The 19360-nt window shown below is 60.2% G+C and carries 31 protein-coding genes; all 31 read right to left on the bottom strand.

What is annotated here, in order from left to right; translation table 11 throughout:
- Nucleotides 1–106: 106 nt before the first annotated feature.
- Nucleotides 107–508 (bottom strand): 30S ribosomal protein S11, encoded by a 402-nt coding sequence (gene rpsK, locus D3250_RS06175; protein WP_119902505.1) that lies wholly within the window; start codon nucleotides 506–508, stop codon nucleotides 107–109.
- Between the two features lie 12 nt (nucleotides 509–520).
- Nucleotides 521–889, bottom strand: a complete 369-nt coding sequence (rpsM, locus tag D3250_RS06170; RefSeq protein WP_119902504.1) for a 30S ribosomal protein S13 — start codon at nucleotides 887–889, stop codon at nucleotides 521–523.
- Nucleotides 890–1114: 225 nt separating this feature from the next.
- Nucleotides 1115–1228 carry a 50S ribosomal protein L36 gene (gene rpmJ / locus D3250_RS06165; protein WP_119902503.1) on the bottom strand — a complete coding sequence of 38 codons (114 nt, stop codon included), beginning with the start codon at nucleotides 1226–1228 and terminating at the stop codon, nucleotides 1115–1117.
- Between the two features lie 20 nt (nucleotides 1229–1248).
- Entirely contained in the window at nucleotides 1249–1470 is a 222-nt protein-coding gene (gene infA / locus D3250_RS06160; protein ID WP_119902502.1) for a translation initiation factor IF-1, read from the bottom strand.
- Between the two features lie 200 nt (nucleotides 1471–1670).
- Nucleotides 1671–2510 carry a type I methionyl aminopeptidase gene (gene map / locus D3250_RS06155; RefSeq protein ID WP_119902501.1) on the bottom strand — a complete coding sequence of 280 codons (840 nt, stop codon included), beginning with the start codon at nucleotides 2508–2510 and terminating at the stop codon, nucleotides 1671–1673.
- A 1-nt stretch (nucleotide 2511) separates the two neighbouring features.
- On the bottom strand, nucleotides 2512–3081 hold the full coding sequence (locus tag D3250_RS06150; protein ID WP_119902500.1) for an adenylate kinase: 570 nt from the start codon (nucleotides 3079–3081) through the stop codon (nucleotides 2512–2514).
- Complete coding sequence (secY, locus tag D3250_RS06145) at nucleotides 3078–4385, bottom strand: preprotein translocase subunit SecY (protein ID WP_119902499.1); 1308 nt, start codon at nucleotides 4383–4385, stop codon at nucleotides 3078–3080. Before secY ends, D3250_RS06150 begins: the two co-directional genes overlap by 4 nt.
- Before the next feature lie 148 nt (nucleotides 4386–4533).
- Nucleotides 4534–5028, bottom strand: a complete 495-nt coding sequence (rplO, locus tag D3250_RS06140) for a 50S ribosomal protein L15 (RefSeq protein ID WP_119902498.1) — start codon at nucleotides 5026–5028, stop codon at nucleotides 4534–4536.
- Nucleotides 5028–5252 (bottom strand): 50S ribosomal protein L30, encoded by a 225-nt coding sequence (gene rpmD / locus D3250_RS06135; RefSeq protein ID WP_119902497.1) that lies wholly within the window; start codon nucleotides 5250–5252, stop codon nucleotides 5028–5030. Before rpmD ends, rplO begins: the two co-directional genes overlap by 1 nt.
- 2 nt (nucleotides 5253–5254) lie before the next feature.
- Nucleotides 5255–5998 (bottom strand): 30S ribosomal protein S5, encoded by a 744-nt coding sequence (rpsE, locus tag D3250_RS06130; protein WP_119902496.1) that lies wholly within the window; start codon nucleotides 5996–5998, stop codon nucleotides 5255–5257.
- Nucleotides 5995–6366 (bottom strand): 50S ribosomal protein L18, encoded by a 372-nt coding sequence (gene rplR, locus D3250_RS06125; protein WP_119902495.1) that lies wholly within the window; start codon nucleotides 6364–6366, stop codon nucleotides 5995–5997. Before rplR ends, rpsE begins: the two co-directional genes overlap by 4 nt.
- A gap of 3 nt (nucleotides 6367–6369) precedes the next feature.
- Nucleotides 6370–6906, bottom strand: a complete 537-nt coding sequence (gene rplF / locus D3250_RS06120) for a 50S ribosomal protein L6 (RefSeq protein ID WP_119902494.1) — start codon at nucleotides 6904–6906, stop codon at nucleotides 6370–6372.
- A gap of 21 nt (nucleotides 6907–6927) precedes the next feature.
- Complete coding sequence (rpsH, locus tag D3250_RS06115) at nucleotides 6928–7326, bottom strand: 30S ribosomal protein S8 (RefSeq protein ID WP_119902493.1); 399 nt, start codon at nucleotides 7324–7326, stop codon at nucleotides 6928–6930.
- A gap of 78 nt (nucleotides 7327–7404) precedes the next feature.
- Nucleotides 7405–7974: a 50S ribosomal protein L5 gene (gene rplE, locus D3250_RS06110; protein WP_119902492.1), complete on the bottom strand. Its 570-nt coding sequence runs from the start codon at nucleotides 7972–7974 to the stop codon at nucleotides 7405–7407.
- On the bottom strand, nucleotides 7971–8297 hold the full coding sequence (rplX, locus tag D3250_RS06105) for a 50S ribosomal protein L24 (protein WP_119902491.1): 327 nt from the start codon (nucleotides 8295–8297) through the stop codon (nucleotides 7971–7973). The genes rplE and rplX overlap by 4 nt, the downstream gene beginning before the upstream one ends.
- Nucleotides 8298–8299: 2 nt before the next feature.
- Nucleotides 8300–8671 carry a 50S ribosomal protein L14 gene (gene rplN / locus D3250_RS06100; protein ID WP_119902490.1) on the bottom strand — a complete coding sequence of 124 codons (372 nt, stop codon included), beginning with the start codon at nucleotides 8669–8671 and terminating at the stop codon, nucleotides 8300–8302.
- Nucleotides 8672–8973: 302 nt separating this feature from the next.
- On the bottom strand, nucleotides 8974–9279 hold the full coding sequence (gene rpsQ / locus D3250_RS06095; protein ID WP_119902489.1) for a 30S ribosomal protein S17: 306 nt from the start codon (nucleotides 9277–9279) through the stop codon (nucleotides 8974–8976).
- A complete protein-coding gene (rpmC, locus tag D3250_RS06090; protein ID WP_119903011.1) occupies nucleotides 9276–9545 on the bottom strand; it encodes a 50S ribosomal protein L29 in 270 nt (89 codons plus the stop codon). The genes rpsQ and rpmC overlap by 4 nt, the downstream gene beginning before the upstream one ends.
- A gap of 2 nt (nucleotides 9546–9547) precedes the next feature.
- The gene (gene rplP / locus D3250_RS06085; protein ID WP_119902488.1) at nucleotides 9548–9964 is read right to left on the bottom strand and encodes a 50S ribosomal protein L16; all 417 of its coding nucleotides are present in this window, start codon (nucleotides 9962–9964) and stop codon (nucleotides 9548–9550) included.
- Nucleotides 9964–10779, bottom strand: a complete 816-nt coding sequence (gene rpsC, locus D3250_RS06080; protein ID WP_119902487.1) for a 30S ribosomal protein S3 — start codon at nucleotides 10777–10779, stop codon at nucleotides 9964–9966. Before rpsC ends, rplP begins: the two co-directional genes overlap by 1 nt.
- Nucleotides 10779–11144: a 50S ribosomal protein L22 gene (gene rplV, locus D3250_RS06075; RefSeq protein WP_119902486.1), complete on the bottom strand. Its 366-nt coding sequence runs from the start codon at nucleotides 11142–11144 to the stop codon at nucleotides 10779–10781. The genes rpsC and rplV overlap by 1 nt, the downstream gene beginning before the upstream one ends.
- Nucleotides 11145–11186: 42 nt before the next feature.
- Nucleotides 11187–11468, bottom strand: a complete 282-nt coding sequence (rpsS, locus tag D3250_RS06070) for a 30S ribosomal protein S19 (RefSeq protein WP_119902485.1) — start codon at nucleotides 11466–11468, stop codon at nucleotides 11187–11189.
- A gap of 12 nt (nucleotides 11469–11480) precedes the next feature.
- Nucleotides 11481–12317 (bottom strand): 50S ribosomal protein L2, encoded by an 837-nt coding sequence (gene rplB / locus D3250_RS06065; protein ID WP_119902484.1) that lies wholly within the window; start codon nucleotides 12315–12317, stop codon nucleotides 11481–11483.
- A gap of 39 nt (nucleotides 12318–12356) precedes the next feature.
- Nucleotides 12357–12665 carry a 50S ribosomal protein L23 gene (rplW, locus tag D3250_RS06060; RefSeq protein WP_119902483.1) on the bottom strand — a complete coding sequence of 103 codons (309 nt, stop codon included), beginning with the start codon at nucleotides 12663–12665 and terminating at the stop codon, nucleotides 12357–12359.
- Complete coding sequence (rplD, locus tag D3250_RS06055; protein ID WP_119902482.1) at nucleotides 12662–13282, bottom strand: 50S ribosomal protein L4; 621 nt, start codon at nucleotides 13280–13282, stop codon at nucleotides 12662–12664. The genes rplW and rplD overlap by 4 nt, the downstream gene beginning before the upstream one ends.
- Before the next feature lie 4 nt (nucleotides 13283–13286).
- On the bottom strand, nucleotides 13287–13949 hold the full coding sequence (gene rplC / locus D3250_RS06050; protein ID WP_119902481.1) for a 50S ribosomal protein L3: 663 nt from the start codon (nucleotides 13947–13949) through the stop codon (nucleotides 13287–13289).
- Nucleotides 13950–13969: 20 nt separating this feature from the next.
- Nucleotides 13970–14278, bottom strand: a complete 309-nt coding sequence (gene rpsJ / locus D3250_RS06045; RefSeq protein WP_119902480.1) for a 30S ribosomal protein S10 — start codon at nucleotides 14276–14278, stop codon at nucleotides 13970–13972.
- 405 nt (nucleotides 14279–14683) lie between these two features.
- Nucleotides 14684–15874, bottom strand: a complete 1191-nt coding sequence (gene tuf, locus D3250_RS06040; protein WP_119902479.1) for an elongation factor Tu — start codon at nucleotides 15872–15874, stop codon at nucleotides 14684–14686.
- A gap of 130 nt (nucleotides 15875–16004) precedes the next feature.
- A complete protein-coding gene (fusA, locus tag D3250_RS06035; RefSeq protein ID WP_318778944.1) occupies nucleotides 16005–18122 on the bottom strand; it encodes an elongation factor G in 2118 nt (705 codons plus the stop codon).
- A 21-nt stretch (nucleotides 18123–18143) separates the two neighbouring features.
- Nucleotides 18144–18614, bottom strand: coding sequence for a 30S ribosomal protein S7 (gene rpsG, locus D3250_RS06030; RefSeq protein ID WP_119902478.1), 471 nt, complete (start codon nucleotides 18612–18614; stop codon nucleotides 18144–18146).
- Nucleotides 18614–18988 carry a 30S ribosomal protein S12 gene (rpsL, locus tag D3250_RS06025; RefSeq protein WP_119902477.1) on the bottom strand — a complete coding sequence of 125 codons (375 nt, stop codon included), beginning with the start codon at nucleotides 18986–18988 and terminating at the stop codon, nucleotides 18614–18616. The genes rpsG and rpsL overlap by 1 nt, the downstream gene beginning before the upstream one ends.
- Nucleotides 18989–19360: the final 372 nt, after the last annotated feature.

Genomic DNA, 19360 nt, shown 5'->3' with positions numbered 1-19360 from the left:
TATATGACGCATTCTTTCTAAGTGGTCTGCCGACCTACGAGCCCGCTGCCACGTGTGGCAGCGGAAGCGCGGGCCGGCTCTGGAGGGCTTGGTGAAGGAAGCCGCGTCAGACGCGGCGGCGCTTGGGCGGACGGCAGCCATTGTGGGCGCTGGGGGTCACGTCCTGGATCGAACCGACCTCCAGACCAGCGGCCTGCAGTGAGCGAATCGCTGTCTCACGTCCGGAGCCGGGGCCCTTGACGAAGACCTCTACCTTCTTCATGCCGTGCTCCTGGGCGCGCTTGGCTGCCTGCTCGGCAGCCATCTGCGCGGCGAACGGAGTGGACTTACGGGAACCCTTGAATCCAACCTCACCAGAGGAGGCCCATGAGATGACGGCGCCTGTGGAGTCTGTGATGGAGACAATGGTGTTATTGAAGGTCGACTTGATGTGAGCCTGACCCTGCGTAATGTTCTTTGATGCGCGGCGGCGTGGTTTGCGCGCCGCAGTACGACTCTTGGGGGGCATTGAAACTCCTGACTACTTCTTCTTGCCTGCGACGGTCTTCTTGGGGCCTTTACGGGTGCGCGCATTGGTCTTGGTGCGCTGACCACGGACAGGCAGGCCGCGGCGGTGCCGCAGTCCCTCATAGGAGCCGATTTCGACCTTGCGGCGAATATCGGAGGAGACTTCGCGTCGCAGATCACCCTCGACGGTGAAGTTGCCCTCGATGTAGTCGCGCAGAGCGACCAGCTGCTCGTCAGTCAGGTCTTTTACGCGGGTATTACCGTCAATACCTGTGACCTCGACGACTTGTTCGGCGCGGGTGCGGCCCACGCCGTAGATGTAGGTGAGTGCGATCACCGTGCGCTTTTCGCGCGGGATGTCGACACCAGCCAGACGTGCCATACGGCAGTCCTCCTTGCGTTCTTCCGAAGGTGTGTGACAGCGCGACCCCAATGGAATCCAACCTTGAGAGGTCTTCGTCCGACGCCGGAGGTGGCGTCTTCACCGGGTCTCCGGCCTTCGGGAACCGGAGGTATGCTCGCCAGCTCATTTCCGAGCTGCACTGCCATATCTGTATTGAGCTGTGTTGTGCGCAGGGCACGTCTTACGCCGTCAGGCGCGAGACGTTCAGCCCTGGCGCTGCTTGTGGCGCGGGTTCTTGCAGATCACGCGGACAATCCCACCGCGACGGATGGTCTTGCAATCCGAGCAGATCGGCTTGACACTCGGCTGAACCTTCATGTCGGTTCTCCTACTCTTGCTTACTTGTAGCGGTAGACGATGCGGCCGCGGTTCAGGTCGTAAGGGCTCATCTCCACTACGACCCGGTCCTCAGGGAGGATGCGGATGTAGTGCTGGCGCATCTTGCCCGAGATGGTGGCCAGGACAACGTGGTCGTTCTCCAGCTTGACCCGGAACATTGCGTTGGGCAGGGCTTCAACCACCCGACCCTCTACTTCGATGACGCCTTCTTTTTTCCCCATACTCTCCACACAACGATCGCGATCCAGCTGACCAGCTTCAGTGCAGAGCGAACTGCACCAAAAATGGATCAGAGAATCTGGGCTTTTGCTTTAGAGCCTCGCGGGCACACAGGACCGCAGAGACAACCAACAAAAGATACTACCGGAGTCAAGCGCGCCGCGCCAATCTGTGCATATCCGCGTCGACTACCTGCGACGTGTCACGGTATGGGCACCGGAGTCACACCCAGGGGTTCGAGGTCAGCGGCTCCCCCGTCGGGGGCCGTCAGGACCCAGACACCATCTTCATGCCGGCACACAGAGTGTTCCCACTGGCTGGAGCGTGCGTGATCGGTGGTCACCACAGTCCAATCGTCTTCCAGAACTTTGGTCTCGATACTGCCGCGCACCAGCATCGGTTCGATGGCCAAAGCCATACCTGGCTTAATCTTGGCGCCTTTCATGCCGGTGGCGTAGTTGAATACGTCAGGCGGTAGGTGCATAGCGGAGCCGATGCCGTGACCTACGTACTCCTCCAAGATTCCCAACGGCTGGCCAGGCTGGGAGCTGACGTAATCCTCCACTGCTTCCCCGATCTCCCCCACATGCTTGCCGGTGGCGAAGGCAGCGATCCCCCGCCAAAGTGCTGCCCGGGTGATCTCGGAGAGCCGCTCGTCCTCCGGGTCAGCAGTGCTTGAACTGCTGGAGCCGAGGATGATGGTGCGGGCGGAGTCTGAGTGCCAGCCGTGGACAATGCATCCCGCGTCGATCTTGAGGACGTCACCGGGCTCCAGGACGCGGTCCCCGGGTATGCCATGGACAACCTCTTCATTTACCGAAGTGCAGATGTGCCCGGGAAAGCCGTGGTAGTTGAAGAAGTTCGGCTTGGCCCCACGCTCAGCGATGAAGTCGGCGAAGAGCTGATTGAGCTCTCCTGTGGTCACGCCCGGTCTCGCGGCAGCGACTGTGGTATCCAGCGCATCGCACAACACCGAACCGGCTGCGTCCATGAGCCGCAGCTGCTCGTCGGATTTGAGCTCAATGCGTCCGCGGGAGAACACTTTAGACGTTCAGTGCTTTCAGAATGCGAGCGTTGACCTCGTCAACAGACCCGAGGCCGTTGACCTGTTTGACGAGATCACGGGTCTTGTATTCGTCGATCATCGGTCGGGTTTCGTTCTCGAAGAGTTCGAGGCGGCGACGGATGACGGTCTCGTCAGCGTCGTCGGCCCTGCCTTCAGTCTCAGCTCGGTGCTTCAAGCGCTGAGTGAGTTCATCAGTGTCCGCGGTCAGTTCCAGAACGACGTCAAGGTCGACCCCCAGGCGGCTCAGGATCTCGTCCAAGGTCGCTGCTTGGGTGCGGTTGCGGGGATACCCGTCCAGGAGGAAGCCATCAGCGGCGTCGTCCCAGCTGAGACGGTCCTCCACCAGGCGGTTGGTCAGCGAATCGGGCACCAGGTCTCCGGCGTCCACAAACTTCTTGGCCTCTTGACCGAGTTCGGTCTCTCCTTTGATGTTGGCGCGGAAGATGTCGCCGGTGGAAATGGCCAGAATGCCAAGTTTCTCGGAGACAAGTTTGGCTTGAGTACCTTTGCCGGAACCCTGTGGTCCAACGATCAGCATTCGCGTCATCGCAGCAGCCCTTCGTAGTTGTGTTGTTCCATCTGTGCACTGATCTGTTTCACCGTGGTGAGGCCGACACCCACCATAATCAGGATAGAGGTTCCGCCGAATGGGAAGTTCTGATCTGCTCCAATCAGCACGAACGCCATCAGCGGGATCAGCGCGACGAAGCCGAGGTACAGCGACCCTGGGAACGTGATGCGGCTGATGACGTAGGCCAGATAGCCCTCAGTCGGTTTGCCCGCGCGGATGCCTGGGATGAAGCCTCCGTACTTGCGCATATTCTCAGCGACCTCGTTCGGATTGAACGTGATCGATACGTAGAAGTACGTAAAGCCGACCGTCATGAGGAAGAACGTCGCCATATACACCGGGTGAGCGCCGTCGAAGTACTGGTTGAGGAAGACGAAGATTCCGGAGGGTTCCTCACCGGGCGCGGGCTGATTGAACTGCATCGCCACTGAGGGCAGCATCAGCACCGAGGAGGAGAAGATCACTGGGATCACGCCGGCCATGTTGACCTTGATGGGGATGTAAGTGCTGGTCCCACCTACGGTCCGACGACCGATCTGCTTCTTCGCGTACTGCACCGGCACTCTGCGCTGGGACTGTTCAACGAAGACGATCGCGGCGATCAAGCACAGGCCGATCACACAGATGGCGGTAAACACTCGCCAGTCCTGCTCGACCCAGATCTGCTGCATCGAGCCGGGGAAACCAGCAGCGATGGCCACGAAGATCAGGATGGACATGCCGTTGCCAACACCGCGCTCGGTGATCTGCTCACCGAGCCACATGATCATCGCAACGCCCGTGGTCATCACCAGGATCATCAGCAGGATGACTGGCATCGAATCGTCAGGAATGATCTCACCGGGCTCGCAGCCCAGCAGCGCTCCCGAGCGCGCCATGGTGACGAGGACCGTGGCATTGAGTGTTGCCAGGGCTAGCGTCAGGTAACGGGTGTACTGGGTGAGTTTGGCCTGCCCCTGTGCCCCTTCGCGCTGGAGCGCCTCGAACCGCGGAATCACCACTCGCAGGAGCTGCACGATGATGGCTGCCGTGATGTAGGGCATGATGCCGAGAGCGAAAACTGAGACCTGCAGCATCGCGCCGCCGGTGAACATGTTGACGAAGGAGTACAGTCCCCCATCAGTGTTGCCGAGAGCGAGGCAGCGCTGCACGCCGTTGTAGTCCACACCGGGTGCTGGAATGAATGCGCCGATCCGATAGATCGTGATGATCCCTAGCGTGAATAGGATCTTCATGCGCAGGTCAGGTGATGCGAACACCCTGGCTATTGCGCTGAACAAGCGTCCTCCTCTTTGGGCGCGGCAGTTCTCGTGGGCCGACCACAGTCATTCATCCTACCCGCCGCAATAGCGGTGTAAGAATCGGGGTCAAACACGTTCAGCCCCCGCTTGTGAAGCGGGGGCTGACTCATGTCTCAGATGGAGACGATCACTCAGCGGCTGGTGCGTTCTTCAGCGGAAGCTGCTGAACGGAGCCACCTGCGGCTTTGATCTTCTCTTCGGCGGAAGCCGAGAAGCCGTGGGCTTTCACGTTCACCGCGACCGAGATATCGCCGGATCCGAGGACCTTCACCGGCTTGCCCTTGCGGGCAACGCCCTTGGCGACCAGATCCTCAGCTGTGACATCTCCTCCATCCGGGTAGAGCTCGCCCAATTTGGTCAGGTTGACCGGGGAGTACTCAACTCGGAAAGGGCTTTTGAAACCGCGCAGCTTCGGAAGGCGCATGTACAGCGGGAGCTGTCCACCTTCGAAGCCAGCGCGAACTTGGTTGCGAGCCTTAGTTCCCTTGGTGCCTCGACCTGCAGTCTTACCCTTGGAGGCTTCACCTCGGCCCACGCGCTGGCGAGCCTTTTTTGAGCCACGGGCAGGTTTCAGGTCGTGCAGCTTCAGGACCTCAGACTCGGCAGGAGTGTTCTCTGCCATCACTTGGCCTCCTCGACTTTGACAAGATGCTTCACGGTGTTGAGCATTCCCACCGTGACTGCATCGGCTTCACGGACCACGGTGTGGCCGATGCGCTTCAGCCCCAGGGAGCGCACAGTCTCCCGGTGCTTAGGCTTGGTGCCGATGGTGGATTTGGTCTGGGTGATCTCCAGCTTCGCTTCCGAAACCTTGAGATCGCGTGCAGTGGTGTACTGGACAGCCATTGTCATGCACCTGCCTTCTGCGTACGTGCCTCGCGGTCAGCAGCCATAGTCCGCAGCATGGGCGCCGGAGCGACCTCATCAAGAGCCTTGCCGCGGCGCGCCGCCACAGCCTCGGGCTCTTCGAGCTGCTTGAGGGCGTCGATGGTGCCATGAACGATGTTGATGGCGTTCACCGAGCCCATGGATTTAGTCAGCACATCGTGGATCCCGGCGCATTCCAGCACAGCACGCACCGGACCACCCGCGATCACACCGGTACCAGCGGAGGCGGGCCGCAGGAGCACCACGCCGGCCGCATCCTCACCCTTGACCAGGTGCGGAATGGTGGAACCGACCCGAGGTACCCGGAAGAAGCTCTTCTTGGCCTCCTCCACGCCCTTAGCGATGGCCGCTGGAACTTCCTTGGCCTTGCCGTAACCGACGCCGACCGTGCCGTCGCCGTCGCCGACCACCACGAGAGCGGTGAAGCTGAAGCGCCGACCACCTTTGACAACCTTGGAGACCCGGTTGATGGTCACGACGCGCTCAAGGAACTTGTCCTTTTCTTCGTCACGGCCACCACGTCCACGGCCCTCGCCGCGTCCACGCCCACGTCCACGGCCCTCGCCGCGGCCGCCACGTTCACCGCGACGGGACTCGTTCTTCTGATCACCGGCTGTCTGAGTCTGGCCAGCAGCCTCAGCGTTGGTCTTGTCGTTGGACTCAGTCACCTGAACGTCCTTCTCATTAGTTGCGTTGTCACTCACAGCTTCAAACCGCCTTCCCGTGCACCGTCTGCGACGGCGGCCACGCGACCGTGGTATTTGTTGCCGCCGCGGTCGAAGACCACAGCCTCGATGCCAGCAGCTTTGGCGCGCTCGGCGATCAGTTCTCCGACCTTCTTAGCCTTAGCAGTCTTGTCACCGTCGAAACTGCGCATGTCAGCTTCCATGGTGGTGGCTGAGACCAAGGTCCTGCCCTCGAGGTCATTGACGACCTGGGCGACCATGTGGCGTGCGGAGCGGTTGACGACCAGGCGCGGGCGCTCTGGCGATCCTTCGACCTTCTTGCGCAGGCGCAGGTGGCGCCGGCCGCGGGCAGCGGACTTTGACTTGCCCTTGATACCGATAGCCATGGTTTACTTACCTGCCTTTCCGGCCTTGCGGCGAATCTGCTCGCCTTCGTAGCGCACGCCTTTGCCCTTGTACGGGTCCGGCTTGCGCAGTTTGCGGATGTTCGCAGCGACCTCGCCGACCTGCTGCTTGTCTATGCCGGAGACTGCCAACTTATTGGCACCCTCGACTGTGAAGGTGATTCCTTCTGGCGCTTTGACCGGAACCGGGTGTGAATACCCCAGGGCGAATTCGAGGTCGTTGCCTTTGGCCTGCACTCGATAACCGGTACCGACAATCTCGAGCTTCTTGGTGAAGCCCTCGGTGACGCCGATGATCATGTTATTGATCAGGCTTCGGGTCAGCCCATGCAGGGAACGGGATTCGCGTTCATCATTGGGACGGTGGACCGTAATGGTCCCGTCCTCGATCTCGACGGTGATGCCCTCAGCGAGCGTACGGCTGAGCTCACCCTTGGAACCTTTGACGCGGATGTCGCGGCCCTCGAGGCTGACCTCAAGGCCGGATGGGACGGTGATCGGAAGACGACCGATGCGTGACATAGTGCTCAGACTCCTTCCGGGTTACCAGACGTAGGCGAGGACTTCCCCACCTACACCCTTCTTGCCAGCCTGCCGGTCTGTAAGCAGACCGGAGGAGGTGGACAGGATGGCGATCCCCAGGCCGCCCAGTACATGAGGGAGGTTGTTGGACTTCGCATAGACCCGCAGGCCCGGCTTCGAGATGCGCTTGAGGCCAGCGATGGAACGTTCACGGCTCGGACCGAATTTGAGGTCGATGATCAGCTTTTTGCCGACCTCCGCATCCTCCTCGCGCCAATCAGTGATATAACCCTCAGCTTTGAGGATGTCAGCGATGCGAACCTTAAGCTTGGAGCTGGGCATCGTGACCTGGTCATGGAATGCCGAGTTGGCGTTGCGCAGACGAGTCAACATGTCTGCGACTGGATCAGTCATTGTCATATGGGACTTTTACTCTTCCTCGACGTGGTTTCCGCGCTCCGGAGCTGCGCTCTGGTGCACGGACCTGCGGCGTAGTGATTACTGGTTGCTCTTGAACGGGAAGCCCAGGGCGCGCAGAAGCGCCCGGCCCTCATCGTCGGTGGTCGCGGTGGTCACCACAGTGATGTCCATTCCGCGCGGACGGTCGATCTTGTCCTGATCGATCTCGTGGAACACTGCCTGCTCGGTGAGCCCGAAAGTGTAGTTGCCGTTGCCGTCGAACTGGCGGTCGCTAAGACCCCGGAAATCACGGATGCGCGGCAGAGCCAGCGTCACGAGACGGTCGAGGAACTCCCACATCCTGTCGCCACGAAGCGTGGTGTGAGTGCCGATCGGCTGGCCCTCGCGCAGTTTGAACTGAGCGATGGACTTCCGAGCCCTGGTCACCTTGGGCTTCTGGCCGGTGATCTTGGTCAGATCGTCGATAGCACCCTGGATAAGCTTGGAGTCCTTGGCGGCTTCACCGACACCCATGTTCACGACGACTTTGACCAAGCCTGGAACCTGCATGACGTTGGTGTAGCCGAACTCACTCTGCAGCGATTCGCGAATCTCTTCACGATACTTATTCTTCAGGCGAGGAGTGATCTTCTCTGCGGTCTCGGTCATGACAGCTCCTTCCCGGAGGCCTTGGCGTAGCGAACCTTCTTGACGTCGCCGTCTACCTCTTCGAAGCGGTATCCCACTCGGGTCGGCTTCTCGGTGTCCGGGTCGACTACTGCCACATTCGAAATATGAATTGGGGCCTCGGACTCCACGATGCCGCCTTCGTTCTGACCGAACTGGCCGGCACGCAGGTGGCGCTTGACCCGGTTGACTCCCTCGACGACCACGCGGTCAGTCTTAGGGATCACCTGGAGTACCTTGCCCTGCTTACCCTTGTCTTTTCCGGTGAGTACCTGGACGAAGTCATCTTTTTTGATCTTGGCCATGGTTACAGCACCTCCGGTGCGAGGGAGACGATCTTCATGAATCTCTTGTCGCGCAGTTCTCTACCAACGGGCCCAAAGATTCGGGTGCCGCGGGGTTCGGGGGTATCACCTTTGAGGATGACGGCAGCGTTCTCGTCGAAGCTGATGTAAGACCCATCTGTGCGGCGGGTCTTCTTGCGTGAACGAACGACGACGGCCTTGACGACCTCGCCCTTCTTCACGTTGCCGCCGGGGATGGCGTCCTTAACAGTGGCGACGAAAGTGTCGCCGATACCTGCATAGCGGCGTCCGGAGCCACCGAGCACGCGGATGACAAGGATTTCCTTGGCACCAGTGTTGTCGGCGATCTTCAGCCGCGATTCCTGCTGAATCACGTGTCTTCTCCTGTCGTCCTACTGGTCCTCGTGCATGCTGCGCGAGCCTGGTGGAACATCTAGATTTCTGGATGCTCCCCCGCCGCTTTCCCACACACCATGGCTCCTATGAGCTACCTATTTGGTGGATGGCCGAGGCGGCTTTGGGGGAAGTGCGCTGTCCGCGGCGGAGAAAAACTACGCGCACGGGCGCACAACTACAACAGTGTACACACAGAAGGCTCGGAACCCAACCTGAGGTTGGTAATCCGAGCCGTCTGTGCAAATTCGAACAACCAGCGGATTAGCGCCGGCCGGTTGAATTACTTGGCCTTTTCGATGACCCTCACCAGGCGCCAGCGTTTGGTCGCGGAGAGCGGACGGGTTTCAGAGATCAGAACCGTGTCTCCGATACCGGCTTCCTGATTCTCATCGTGCGCTTTGAATTTGGAGTGGCGCTTCATCACTTTCCCGTACAGGGAGTGCTTGCGACGGTCCTCCACCTCCACAACGATCGTCTTCTCCATCTTGTCGGAGACGACGACGCCGCGCAGATTCTTTCGATAGTTGCGCTCAGCAGAGGTGTGGTCCTTGCTCCGCTGAACGGCCTCAGTAGTGTTCTCACTCATGCCGAATCCTCCTCGGTCTCTTCAGCCTCAGCAGGGGCACCCACTGATTCACGGATGCCGAGCTCGCGCTCGCGCAGCACCGTGTAGATGCGCGCGATGTCGCGCTTGACGGTCTTCAGGCGAGCCGAGTTCTCCAACTGTCCGGTGGCGGACTGGAAGCGCAGGTTGAACAGCTCTTCCTTGGCCTCGCGGAGCTTGGTGCCCAGCTCAGCGTCGTTGAGCTCTGCCAACTTCTCAGTGGTCAGGTCTTGTGTTCCCACTGCCATGATCATTCACCACTCTCTCGGCTGATCACGCGTGCCTTCATCGGCAGCTTATGGATTGCCAGACGAAGGGCCTCTTTAGCAACCTCTTCGCTGACACCGGACAGCTCGAACATCACACGTCCGGGCTTGACATTGGCGACCCACCATTCCGGGGAACCTTTACCGGAGCCCATGCGAACTTCTGCGGGCTTCTTCGTCAGCGGGTGATCTGGGTAAATGCTGATCCAGACCTTGCCACCGCGCTTGATGTGGCGGGTCATCGCGATACGCGCTGACTCGATCTGGCGGTTGGTCACGTATGCCGGGCTCAGCGCTTGGATCCCGTACTCGCCGAAAGCCAGCTCAGTGCCGCCCTTGGCCATACCACTGCGCTTAGGCTTGTGGGGTTTGCGGTACTTGACGCGCTTAGGCATCAACATCAGTTCTGCCCTCCTTCAGCGGCAGGTGCTGCAGCGGCCTCTGGTGCTGCACCGTCACGGCCGCGACCGGCACCGCGACGACGGCGATCGCCGCCACCTGCGCCACCACGTCCACCGCGGTCTCCACCACGTCCTCGGCCGGAAGGCTGCGCTGCCTGCTGGGCAGCCAGTTCCTTTGCAGTCAGATCGCCCTTGTAGACCCAGACCTTCACACCGATACGGCCGAAGGTCGTCTTGGCCTCGTGCTTGCCGAAGTCGATGTTCGCGCGGAGGGTGTGCAGCGGCACACGGCCTTCGCGGTAGAACTCCGAACGGGACATCTCAGCTCCGCCCAGGCGGCCGGCGCACTGGATACGGATACCCTTGGCACCAGATCGCATGGCTGAGGAGATGGCCTTCTTCATGGCCCGGCGGAAGGCGACACGGGCGGCGAGCTGCTCGGCCACGCCCTGCGCCACGAGCTGCGCGTCAGTCTCGGGGCTCTTCACCTCAAGAATGTTGAGCTGGATCTGCTTCTTGGTGAGCTTCTCCAGTTCGCTGCGAATGCGATCCGCTTCTGCTCCGCGACGGCCAATCACGATACCTGGACGAGCCGTGTGGATGTCTACCCGGACCCGGTCGCGGGTACGTTCGATTTCGACTTTCGAGATGCCGGCGCGCTCAACGCTCTTCTCCAGCAGCTCACGAATCTGAACATCTTCCTTGACGAAGTCCTTGTAGCGCTGACCCGGTTTCGTGGAGTCGGCGTACCAGTGCGAGACGTGGTCAGTGGTGATGCCCAGACGGAAACCATTGGGGTTGATCTTCTGTCCCACTACTGATCTCCACCTTTCTCTTCTGTGCCGACCACGATGGTTACGTGGCTGGTGCGCTTGTTGATCCGAAACGCGCGTCCCTGTGCCCGGGGCCGGAACCGTTTCATGGTCGGGCCCTCGTCGACACGTGCTTCAGTAATGATGTAGTCGTCCTCATTGAAGGCGACTCCGTCTTTGTCGGCGTGCTGCCGGGCGTTGGCCATGGCGGATGCAACCACCTTGTACACCGGCTCCGAGGCGCCCTGAGGGGCGAACTGCAGAATGGCCAGTGCTTCATTGGCCTGTTTGCCCCGGACAAGGTCGACGACGCGACGGGCCTTCATAGGCGTCACACGCACATAGCGCGCAATTGCCTTGGCTTCCATTGCTTTCCTTCTCTCGTCTTCTCTAGAAGTTCAAGCCCCGCGTCAGCGGCGCTTGCCCCTCTTGTCGTCCTTCACATGTCCGCGGAAAGCGCGGGTCGAGGCAAACTCGCCGAGCTTGTGGCCCACCATCGACTCGGTGATGAACACGGGGATGTGCTTACGTCCGTCATGCACGGCGATAGTGTGACCGAGCATGTCAGGGATGATCATGGAACGGCGGGACCAGGTCTTGATGACGTTCTTGGTGCCCTTTTCGTTCTCAGCCTGAACCTTGAGGTACAGGTGCTGATCAACGAAGGGGCCCTTCTTCAGGCTGCGTGGCATGTTTCCAGGCTCCTATCGCTTGTTCTTCGTTCGACGGCGACGCACGATGAGTTTGTCGCTTTCCTTATTCGGGCGGCGGGTGCGACCCTCGGGTTTGCCGTTGGGGTTGACCGGGTGGCGTCCACCGGAAGTCTTGCCCTCACCACCACCGTGTGGGTGGTCCACGGGGTTCATGACCACACCGCGGACAGTGGGTCGGACACCCTTCCACCGCATACGGCCGGCCTTGCCCCAGCTGATGTTCGTCTGCTCGGCATTGCCGACCTGACCGATTGTGGCTCGGCAGCGGACGTCCACGTAACGCACCTCACCCGAGGGGAGACGCACCTGAGCGTACTTGCCTTCACGTGCCACGAGCTGGATGGATGCACCAGCGGAGCGGCCAAGTTTGGCGCCTCCACCTGGACGCAGCTCTACTGCATGGATGACGGTGCCGATCGGGATATTCCGCAGCGGCAAGTTGTTGCCCGGTTTGATGTCCGCATTCGGACCAGATTCGACTACCGCTCCTTGAACCAGCTTGGCTGGAGCCAGGATGTAGCGCTTGGTCCCGTCTGCGAAGTGGAGCAGAGCGATGCGAGCGGTCCGGTTGGGGTCGTATTCGATGTGTGCGACCTTGGCGGGGACTCCGTCGCGGTCAGCGCGGCGGAAGTCAATCAGACGGTACTGACGCTTGTGACCGCCGCCCTTATGCCGCGTGGTGATCTTTCCTGAGCTGTTGCGGCCGCCTGTCTTGTGCAGGGGCTTGAGCAGAGATTTCTCCGGAGTGTCCCGAGTGATCTCCGCAAAGTCGGCCACCGACGAGCCGCGCTGGCCCGGGGTGTTCGGCTTGAGATTGCGAATAGCCATGTGTATTTACTCTTCCTCGATCAAGTGGTTCCAGCTGCGCTACGCAGCGGATCCTCCGAAGATGTCGATTGCATGACCCTCTTTGAGAGTCACGATTGCACGCTTGGTGTCATTGCGCTTACCCCAGCCGAAGCGGGTGCGGCGCCGTTTGCCTGCGCGGTTGACGGTGTTGACCCTTTCGACCTTAACCCTGAAAATCTGCTCAACAGCGGCCTTGATCTCTGGCTTGGTCGCACCAGTCGCAACGAGGAAGGTGTACTTGCCCTCATCGATGTTGTTGTAAGACTTCTCAGAGATCACTGGGGCGATGATGACATCGCGCGGATTCTTTTCCGTCAGGACGCTCATTCGGCCTCCTCCTTTGTGCTGCCCTGGGCCTTGGCCAAGAATGACTCGTAGCCGGCCTGTGTGAAGACGACATCGTCAGAGACGAGAACGTCGTAGGTGTTCAGCTGATCTGCATAGAGCGCGTGGACCTCGGGGAGGTTGCGTACAGACAGCGCGGTCAGGTCGTCGCTGCGGTCAATGATGACGAGCCAGTTGCGGTTGCGACCGCCGAGCGCAGCCAGAGCCTCTTTTGCCGCTTTGGTCGAAGCATTCTCCGTCACTAGGACGTCCACGACGTGAATACGTCCGTGACGCGCCCGGTCCGAAAGCACACCGCGCAGAGCGGCTGCCTTCATCTTCTTGGGAGTGCGCTGTGCATAGTTGCGCGGCTGCGGACCGTGCACTACACCGCCACCGATCATGTGGGGGGCAATCATGGAACCCTGGCGCGCGCGGCCCGTGCCCTTCTGACGAAACGGCTTAGCCGTCGTGCCAGAACGCTCGGAGCGAGTCTTGGTCTTGTGGGTGCCCTGGCGGGCTGCTGCCTGCTGGGCGACGACAACCTGGTGGATCAGTGCGCTGTTGGTTTCAACGCCAAAGATCTCTGCTGGGAAGTCGACCGATACCTTGGAGCTCATGGCTTCATGCTCCCTTCACTGCGGTGCGGACGAGAATGACTCCACCCTTAGGGCCCGGAACCGCGCCTTTGATGAGCAGCAGATTCTTCTCGGCGTCCACGGCGTGGAGAGTCAAATTGTGTGTGGTCTGGCGGACGTTACCCATACGGCCGGCCATGCGCAGGCCTTTGAAGACTCGGCCAGGTGTGGCGGCGCCGCCGATGGCGCCTGGCTTGCGGTGATTCTTGTGCTGGCCGTGCGAGGCTCCCACACCGGCGAAGCCGTGGCGCTTCATAACGCCGGCGAAGCCTTTGCCCTTGGTGGTGCCGATGACATCGATCTTTTGGCCGGCCTCAAAGGTCTCAACCGAAAGGTCTTGCCCGAGCTCGTAATCTGCGGCGTCCGCTGTCCGAATCTCCACGAGGTGGCGGCGTGGGGTCACGCCGGCGTTAGCAAAGTGTCCGGCCATGGGCTTGGTGACTTTGCGCGGATCGATCTGGCCGTAGCCGATCTGAACAGCGCTGTAGTCGTCAGTCTCTGCGGTGCGCACCTGGGTCACCACGTTGGAGTCGGCCTGAATAACAGTGACTGGTACGAAGTTGTTGTTCTCGTCCCAGACCTGGGTCATGCCGAGCTTCGTGCCCAGCAGACCCTTGACAGGTGTGTCTACGCGGGAAATGTTGGTCATAGTTCTCTCAGCACCCCCTTCTACAGCTTGATTTCGATGTTGACGTCCGCTGGCAGGTCGAGACGCATCAGGGAGTCGACAGCCTTGGGTGTCGGATCCACGATGTCGATCAGGCGCTTATGGGTGCGCATCTCGAAGTGTTCGCGAGAGTCTTTGTACTTGTGCGGTGAACGGATGACGGTGTAGACGTTCTTCTCAGTCGGCAGCGGCACGGGGCCTACGACTGTGGCGCCTGCACGGGTCACCGTGTCTACGATCTTCCGGGCGGAGGTATCGATGACTTCGTGGTCATACGACTTCAGCCGGATGCGGATTTTTTGTCCCGCCATGGCGTTGAGCCTCTTTCTGACTTGGCTTGCAATACGTCCTCGAATCAGTCAGGCCATATCTGTGGCTGGACGCAGAGTCCCAGAAAGAGCTGTCAAACACCTTCTGCAGTTATGGCCTAACCGAGCAGCGCGAATCCGAATGATTTCGGGGTGTTCTCGCTGTTGGCGTCCGGTCCACGCGGTCGGGCGTGTCGCTTGAATGCTCTGGGCACAGCAACACCCGCATTGTCCCGGGTTATTTCTGAATGATCTCGCTCATGGACGCAGTGCATCCTGAGCAACTTGTCTATACTGTCATGCTGATCGGCATCTGGCAAGTCAGCTCTGCATCATCAAAAGCGCAACCAACAGAGAGGCCCCAACACCTCTCGGGTGTCAGGGCCTCTCCAGAGGAAGTGCAGTCGATCAGGCGAGGATCTTAGTGACCTTGCCTGAGCCCACGGTGCGGCCACCCTCACGGATAGCGAAGCCGAGGCCGTCTTCCATTGCGATCGGCTGGATGAGCTCGACGGTCATCTCGGTGTTGTCACCGGGCATCACCATCTCAGTGCCCTCGGGCAGCTCAATCACGCCGGTCACGTCAGTAGTACGGAAGTAGAACTGCGGACGGTAGTTGGTGTAGAAGGGGTTGTGGCGGCCACCCTCGTCCTTGGACAGGATGTACACGTTGGCGTCGAACTTGGTGTGCGGTGTGATGGAGCCGGGGGCTGCCACCACCTGACCGCGCTCGACGTCATCGCGCTTCAGACCACGAAGCAGCAGACCACAGTTCTCACCGGCCCATGCCTCATCGAGCTGCTTGTGGAACATCTCGATACCAGTGACGGTGGTCTTCTGCTTGTTACGGATGCCGAGGATCTCCACCTCAGAGTTGATCTTCAGCGTGCCACGCTCGGCGCGACCGGTGACCACGGTGCCGCGACCGGTGATCGTGAAGACGTCCTCGATGGGCATCAGGAACGGCTTGTCCTTGTCGCGCTCGGGCTCTGGGATGAACTCATCGACTGCGTCCATGAGATCCTCAACGGTCTTGACCCACTCAGGGTCACCTTCGAGGGCCTTCAGGCCGGAAGTCCGGATGACTGGAGCGTTATCGCCGTCAAACTCCTGTTCGGAGAGCAGCTCCCGAACTTCCATTTCGACGAGGTCGAGAAGCTCTTCGTCATCCACCATGTCCGACTTGTTCAGTGCCACCAGGAGGCTGGGCACACCGACCTGGCGAGCCAAGAGTACATGCTCACGAGTCTGGGCCATAGGGCCGTCGGTGGCGGCAACGACGAGGATCGCGCCGTCCATCTGTGCAGCACCGGTGATCATGTTCTTCACATAGTCAGCGTGACCTGGTGCGTCAACGTGCGCATAGTGACGCTTGTCGGTCTGGTACTCCACGTGGGACACGTTGATGGTGATGCCGCGCTCGCGCTCCTCAGGAGCGTTGTCGATCCCGGCGAAGTCCTTGGCCTCATTGAGGTCAGGAAACTTATCAGCGAGCACCTTTGAAATCGCGGCAGTCAGCGTGGTCTTGCCGTGGTCGACGTGACCGATGGTGCCGATGTTCAGGTGCGGCTTAGTCCGCTCGAACTTTGCCTTAGCCACAGGTTCCTCCTATAGAACGTGGTTTGAGTCAGTGAGACTTAATTCAGGCACAGGGGTGTCCCCGGCTGAAACCTTCGCAAGTCTACTCACTTCATGGGTTTTTGGTGAAATTTGTTTCTACGCGCCGAAACTACTCGCCGCGGTTCTTTTCGATGATCTCCTCAGCGACTGCCTTCGGCACCTCTGCGTAGGAGTCAAAGGCCATAGTGAAGACTGCGCGACCCTGTGTGCGGGAACGCAGCTCGCCGATGTAGCCGAACATCTCGCTCAGCGGCACCAGCGCCTTGACCACCTTCACCCCGGAGGCGTCATCCATGGACTGAATCTGACCACGGCGGGAGTTTAGGTCACCGATCACATCCCCCATGTACTCCTCAGGGGTACGAACCTCCACTGCCATCATGGGTTCAAGGATGATCGGGTTGGCCCGTCTGATGCCTTCCTTGAACACCTGGGAACCAGCGAGCTTGAATGCCATCTCTGAGGAGTCGACGTCGTGGTACTGACCATCGGTCAGGCGAGCCTTGACACCCACCATGGGATAGCCCGCCAGTACACCGAGCTGCATGGCGTCCTGGATGCCAGCATCAACCGAGGGAATGTATTCGCGAGGGATGCGGCCGCCCGTGACGGCGTTCTCGAACTGGTAGAGCTCATCCTCAGACGTCTCCAGCGGCTCGAAGTCGACGATTACCTTGGCGAACTGGCCGGACCCACCGGTCTGCTTCTTGTGGGTGTATTCGACCTTCTCCACCTTGTTCTTGATGGTCTCACGGTAGGCCACCTGGGGCTTGCCCACGTTCGCCTCGACCTTGAATTCGCGCTTCATACGATCGACGAACACGTCCAGGTGCAGCTCGCCCATACCGCCGATGACGGTCTGGCCGGTCTCTTCATCCAAGGACACGGTAAAGGTTGGGTCCTCGGCAACCAGCTTCTGAATAGCTGTGGAGAGCTTTTCCTGGTCACCCTTGGACTTAGGCTCGATCGCCACGTTGATCACGGGCTCCGGGAAGCTCATGGACTCGAGCACGATCTGGTTGTTCGGGTCGCACAGCGTGTCACCGGTGGTGGTGTCCTTGAGACCGATCACCGCATAGATGTGCCCAGCCTGAATTTCTTCGACCGGGTTCTCCTTATTGGCGTGCATCTGGAAAAGCTTCCCGATGCGCTCCTTCTTGCCCTTAGTGGAGTTCACGATCTGGGCGCCGGCGGACAGCTTGCCCGAGTAGACGCGGATGAAGGTGAGCGTGCCGAAGAAGGGATGCGAAGCGATCTTGAACGCCAGAGCGGAGAAGGGCTCTTCCTTACTCGGGCGCCGGGTCAGGATCTCGTCCTCGTCATTGGGCTTGTGGCCCTCCATCGCCTCGACGTCTGCCGGCGTAGGCAGGAAATCGATGACGGCGTCGAGCATGGGCTGAACACCGCGGTTCTTGAATGCGGAGCCGCAGAAGACCGGGTATGCCGCAGACGCTACAGTAAGGCTGCGGATGCCCTCTTTAAGCTCCTCGATGGAGATTTCTTCACCTTCGAGGTACTTATTCATGAGCTCGTCGTCAGCCTCTGCCACCTGTTCGATGAGCGTGTTGCGGTACTCCTCGGCGCGTTCTTTGAGGTCTTCCGGGATCTCCCGAACCTCGTATTCGGCGCCCATCGTCACGTCACCCTTAGCATCGCCGGGCCACACTAGGGCCTTCATCTGCAGCAGGTCGACGACGCCGATGAAGTCGCTCTCCGAGCCGATCGGCAGCTGCATCACCAGTGGTGTGGCGCCGAGGCGGGACTTGATGGTGTCCACCGTGTAATAGAAGTCAGCACCGAGCTTGTCCATTTTGTTAACAAAGCAGATGCGCGGCACGTTGTACTTGTCAGCTTGGCGCCACACGGTCTCTGACTGTGGTTCCACACCTTCCTTGCCGTCGAAGACAGCCACAGCGCCGTCAAGCACGCGAAGAGAGCGCTCAACTTCCACTGTGAAGTCAACGTGACCTGGAGTGTCGATGATGTTGATCTGGTTGTCACCCCAGAAGCAGGTCACCGCGGCGGAGGTGATCGTGATGCCGCGCTCTTTCTCCTGCTCCATCCAGTCCGTCGTCGACGCACCGTCGTGAGTTTCACCGATCTTGTGGCTCATGCCGGTGTAGAACAGGATACGTTCGGTTGCAGTGGTCTTACCGGCATCGATGTGGGCCATGATGCCGATGTTGCGGACCTTCTTGAGGTCAGTGAGCACCTCTTGTTGTGCCACGGTGAATTCCCCTATTCCTTATTACCAGCGGTAGTGGGCGAATGCCTTGTTGGCCTCGGCCATCTTGTGGGTGTCCTCGCGACGCTTGACTGCAGCACCTAGGCCGTTAGAGGCGTCGAGGATCTCGTTCATCAGGCGATCGGTCATCGTCTTTTCACGACGATCCTTGGCGTAGCCGACCAGCCAGCGCAGTGCCAGGGCTGTAGCGCGCCCAGGCTTGACCTCAACGGGCACCTGGTAGGTGGCGCCACCAACACGGCGTGAACGCACTTCCAGTGCTGGGCGCACATTGTCCATTGCGGTCTTCAGAGTGTCCACTGAGTTCTCGCCGGTCTTCTTAGCTACACCGTCCAGTGCACCATAGACAATGCGCTCAGCGGTTGACTTCTTGCCGTCGACGAGCACCTTGTTGATCAGCTGTGTCACCAGAGGTGAGCCGTGTACTGGGTCGTGGACGAGTGGGCGCTTGGGTGCGGGTCCCTTACGAGGCATTACTTCTTCTCCTTCTTGGCACCGTAGCGGCTCCGGGCCTGGCCACGGCCTTTGACACCCTGGGTGTCCAAGGCGCCGCGGACGATCTTGTAGCGGACGCCGGGGAGGTCTTTCACACGGCCGCCGCGCACGAGCACAATCGAGTGCTCCTGCAGGTTGTGGCCCTCACCGGGGATGTATGCGGTGACTTCGACACCGCCGCCCAGGCGGACACGTGCCACCTTGCGGAGCGCGGAGTTCGGCTTCTTTGGGGTAGTGGTGTACACACGAGTGCACACGCCGCGACGCATCGGGGACCCCTGCAGAGCGGGAGTCGCGTTCTTCGCGGCTTTGGGGGTGCGCCCCTTGCGCACCAGCTGCTGAATAGTAGGCACTATGCAATCTCCATTGTTGTTCAGGTCGTATGGCCGTTGCCGGCCGGGCAAGTCTCTGCGCCGGTGAAGCTCCGCCACTGCTTCAGGCTCCTAGCTTCTGCGGCCTGCAGCGAGACTTTGGGACCATTGCGACCCCTGCTCGCTACTGCCGCAAGCGGCTGAGCATGAAAATATGTGGCATTTGTTGCGCACCTTACCCGCAACCCGGACCGAGTCCTACTGCCACACAGAAACAATCAAGTCAACGGTACCAGCTGAGGCCGTTTCGTGCGAATGCCGCTTAGGCCTGTTCCTCTCGGCCCTCCCCCGCACACGACTGAGGGCCCAGAAGCTTGTGCGCTTCCAGGCCCTCAGTTCAGCGATTACTCTGCG

Source organism: Nesterenkonia natronophila, from assembly GCF_003595215.1.
In the GTDB taxonomy this organism is placed as follows: domain Bacteria; phylum Actinomycetota; class Actinomycetes; order Actinomycetales; family Micrococcaceae; genus Nesterenkonia; species Nesterenkonia natronophila.
This window is presented reverse-complemented; position numbering and strand designations above follow the sequence as displayed.